This window comes from Fulvivirga kasyanovii, from assembly GCF_009711405.1.
GTDB lineage: Bacteria > Bacteroidota > Bacteroidia > Cytophagales > Cyclobacteriaceae > Fulvivirga > Fulvivirga kasyanovii.
In genome coordinates, this window is record NZ_SMLW01000489.1 from 1 (window position 1) to 4,334 (window position 4,334).

The 4,334-nt window shown below is 42.8% G+C and carries 4 protein-coding genes; all 4 read left to right on the forward strand.

Features of this window, described 5'->3' with window-relative positions; all coding sequences use genetic code 11:
- On the forward strand, nt 1-708 hold a 708-nt coding region (locus E1163_RS09420), incomplete at its 5' end, for a DUF1571 domain-containing protein (RefSeq protein WP_155171188.1).
- 790 nt (nt 709-1,498) lie between these two features.
- Nucleotides 1,499-1,996, forward strand: coding sequence for a tetratricopeptide repeat protein (locus tag E1163_RS09425; protein ID WP_155171189.1), 498 nt, complete (start codon nt 1,499-1,501; stop codon nt 1,994-1,996).
- A 40-nt stretch (nt 1,997-2,036) separates the two neighbouring features.
- Nucleotides 2,037-2,609 (forward strand): tetratricopeptide repeat protein, encoded by a 573-nt coding sequence (locus E1163_RS09430; RefSeq protein ID WP_155171190.1) that lies wholly within the window; start codon nt 2,037-2,039, stop codon nt 2,607-2,609.
- Nucleotides 2,610-2,643: 34 nt separating this feature from the next.
- Complete coding sequence (locus tag E1163_RS09435; protein WP_155171191.1) at nt 2,644-4,065, forward strand: RtcB family protein; 1,422 nt, start codon at nt 2,644-2,646, stop codon at nt 4,063-4,065.
- Nucleotides 4,066-4,334: the final 269 nt, after the last annotated feature.

Genomic DNA, 4,334 nt, shown 5'->3' on the forward strand with positions numbered 1-4,334 from the left:
CGGATGAAGAAAATGGAGCGCATTGACGGGGAAATGATCACTCAAACTTCCTTTGTAAAGCTCCGGAGAAATCCTTTCAAGGTATATACCCGGCAGGAGTCACCAAATGATGGACTGGAGGTTCTTTATAAAAAGGGTGATAACTCTGCATTGATCAACCCTAACGGCTTTCCCTGGCTCAACCTGAAACTGGACCCTCATGGAAGCCGGATGAGGAAGGAACAGCACCATACCATCCACAATGCAGGCTATGACCATGTGGTGGCTATTCTCGAACATCTGTTTGATAAATACAAATCGCAAATACATACTCTGACCTCACTTGAATCCACCACCTGGAATAACAAAGATTGCTGGAAGGTGGAATTTAAAAACCCCCACTTCAAATATTCAAAGTATACCGTAGGTGCAGGTGAAAGTATTACTTCAATAGCTGAGAAATATAAGCTCAGCAGTCATATGATCCTGGAGGTTAACGAGGGACTGGAGGGCTATCATGATGTTTCTAAGGGGCAGGTCATTACCATACCTAATGATTACTCTCCACAAATGTCACTGGTGATTGATAAGCAGATTATGGTTCCTCTGGCCATGAAAGTGTATGATGACAAGGGGTTGTATGAATACTATGAGTTTTCAGATGTTAAAATCAACCCTGAAATAGACGATGCTGAGTTCACAGAAGATTACCATGAATATGGATTTTAGGAACCAGGCCAAGCCTTTCTGGTTGAATAACAACATTTCAAATCTGTGTACATGAACTTGCTTATACAATCCGCAAAAGCCGTAAACATACAAAGCCGGGTTTCTCCACAGGTTTTGCCGTGCTTATTTGATGGTTTAAGCAGGTCTTTGCCGCAGCGTAAATCTTTTGAAACAACCTTTAATCCCAAGATAGACCGCTAACTATCAATTAGTTACAAAAACTTTACCTGAGTTAATTTATTTTACTTTGACTTCCCTATATCCTGAACGGGTTTAGGACAACTTCCCCTAGCCTTTCCAATATTCCTGCAACCCGATAGAAAAAAATTAAAATTTCATTTGCTCAAAAAAAATAATTTTACAAATATTGCAACATCAAAGCAAAAGAAAATGAGCACACACAAACTAAATATCAGATTCAAGAAGCCGGACAGTGTTGTCGGCGAGTGGTATTACGGTTTGGGATAATATAGATTTTAACAAGGATCATATAAACCCGGCTCGTAAGACCCGGGTTTTTTGTTATCAGTAAGAAAATGATTTACACAAAAGATCAAATATCGCAGCAAGTATTGCAGACAATTCCCTCAACATGTTTTGATGGGTTTTGTGAATATTTCCGGATCGGTGCATTCTATATAGAGTAGATTTATTTCTGTTTAAACCATATAGAGCCCGGTCCTTTCCAGATCGGGCTTTTTTATTTTGCTATAATCAACTTTTCCTGAGTATAGCCATTCGGAGTCCGGTCTTAATAATTAAAGTGTTAACTATTTTAAATTTAAGAACCATGACTGTGCGAGTACTACAACAGTATGTTTTGGATGCTGAAAAGGCCTTTGAGAGGCAAGAATGGCTTGAAGGAAAAGACCTTTTGCATGAAGCTCTTGAGATGGAGCCGGTTTATGCCAAGGCCCACAACCACCTGGGCTGGTTATACCTTTACTATATGGTAGACTTTAAGCTCGCTGAAATGCACTTAAAGCTGGCCTTGAAATATGCTCCTGAATACCATGCTCCTTATTTGCATATGACTCAGCTATTATTTGATATGGGCAAGTGGCCGGAGCTGGAGCAATTGCTCAACAAGGCCATGCATATAGCCGGTGTTCAAAAGTCATTCATTTACAATGACATGGGAAGGCTGTATGAAGTGCAAGGTGAATATGGCAAAGCCATTAACCACTACAAACTTGCAGCACGCCATGCATTGGATACCAAGGAGATTGAAGGTATTCGTGCCAACATCAAAAGGGCTCGTAAAAAACGATGGATGCTCTTTTGGTAAGCCAGGCTCATTTACGTGTCTGGCTTTAAAAACTAAGTAAATGGTCCTTTTATGGACAAAACTGAACAAAAACAATGTAATGGACGATATTTTACTAAATACAGAGGAATATATTCTTAAAGCAAAGGACCACATAGATTGCTGGGACTACATTCAGGCCAAAAGGCTTTTGATGGAGCTTCTGGAGGACCAGCCCGACCATGGGCGCGCTCACCAGTTGCTGGGCTGGATCTATGCATCGCAGCTTAACCAGTATGACATGGCGGAAGTCCACTTTAAGATGGCAATACGATTCGAACCGAATCATGCAACTACTTACAGCGATTATATCTATCTGCTAAAAATGACCTCAAGGTATAAAGAGATGATAAAATTCGCAGAAAGAGCAGAAAAGGTAGATGGGATAAACCTAGCCTATATACAAAGGAACAAGGCTGAGGCTTACGAAATGCTTCGTGACTACAAAAAGGCCATTTCTACTTATAGCGAGGCCATCATCAATACACTTGATGAAGACCTGATCAGTTGCTGCGAGGGTGGAATAGAGCGTATTGCCAGGAAAATAAAAATTAAAGAGCAACTGGACTACATCACTACACTGAATGTGGCGTGATGTAGCCGCTCGGAAATATTAAAAAACTATTAAAATGGCAACTACAAAAATATCAGGAAAAGAACTGAGGCAACTGGGTTATCCTGAAGGCAAAGTAATAGGCATTGCCATGAAAGTGTTGGAAGATAAATACAAGGGTAAGAGCAAAAAGCACAAGCTGGAGCTGTTGGAGAGGGTTATAAAAAGCCCTGAGTTTTACCTTAAACACGATTCACTGGCGCCTGTTGCCAAAAGTCTGATCATCAAAACTGAGCATAACGAAAACGTGGAGCTCAATAAAAACAGGCTTGACTATCAAATTTATGGTGCAGAAGGCATTGAGCCGGGCGCCATCAACCAGATGGAGATAGCAATGAAGCTTCCGGTAACCAAGGCCGGTGCTTTGATGCCGGATGCTCATCAGGGATATGGACTGCCTATCGGTGGGGTTCTGGCTACAGACAATGCCGTTATCCCCTATGCCGTGGGGGTTGATATTGGCTGCAGGATGTGCATGACGCTTTATGATATCCAACCTGAGTTTATTGAGCAAAACAGCTTAAAGCTTAAAAAGATGCTTGTGGATAACACCAGGTTTGGCAATGAAGTTTTTAAGCGCCCCGCAGATCATGAAGTGCTGGAAAGGAATGACTTCAATGAGATCAATATTCTCAAATCTTTAAAGGACAGGGCTTACAGCCAGATCGGAAGTTCAGGAGGCGGCAACCATTTTGTGGAGTTTGGTATAGGTGAAATAACCGACATGGATAATGAGTGGCAACTGCCACCAGGAAAATATCTGGCCGTCCTCTCCCACTCCGGATCACGTGGACTGGGCGCAAATGTAGCCCGGCATTATACCCGGTTGGCTATGGATAAGTGCAGGCTTCCACGAGAGGCTCAGCACCTGGCCTGGCTGGGACTGGATACGGAAGATGGGGTCGAGTACTGGAATGCTATGAACCTGGCAGGTGATTATGCTTCGGCATGTCACCACCAGATCCATAACCGCCTTTCTGCAAAATTGGGTGAAAAACCGCTGATGATGGTTGAAAATCACCACAATTTCGCCTGGAAAGAGCTGGACTCCGATGGCAATGAGGTAATCGTCCACCGCAAGGGTGCAACACCGGCGGGCAAAGGTGTGCTGGGTATTATACCAGGCTCTATGACTTCGCCGGGCTTTATAGTCAGAGGCAAAGGGATGGAAGCTTCTCTTAACTCTGCCTCGCATGGGGCCGGACGGGTGATGTCAAGGAGAAAAGCCAAGGAAACTTTGTCTCAAAAAGAGGTGGATAACCACCTGAAAAAGGCCGGGATTGAACTGATCGGTTCGGGACTGGATGAGGCACCGATGGTTTATAAGGACATCCATCAGGTAATGGCTTATCAAACCGAACTTGTTGATGTACTGGGGACTTTTACTCCAAGGATTGTAAGAATGTGTGGGGATAAAAGGTTTGGAGAGGTTGATTAGGTTCTTTGTGGATATGCCGGAATTTCCGGGAAAACACTAACCTTTGACCTTTTTGGCAGTCTGTTCTATTCTGTCGAGGGGTTCCTTGAGAATTGCTATGTATGATTTTCATAGCTTAGGCTCTCACTTTTTGTCTTGAAACAAAAAGTAAGCAAAAAATTCAAGGCTGTGATCAAAATGCTAAAATTCAAGGAGTTGCACTGAAAATCAATAAACTCTCCCGACTATGCCGGGATCAGACAGTATTGATTTTTTAACCGTTCCACTCC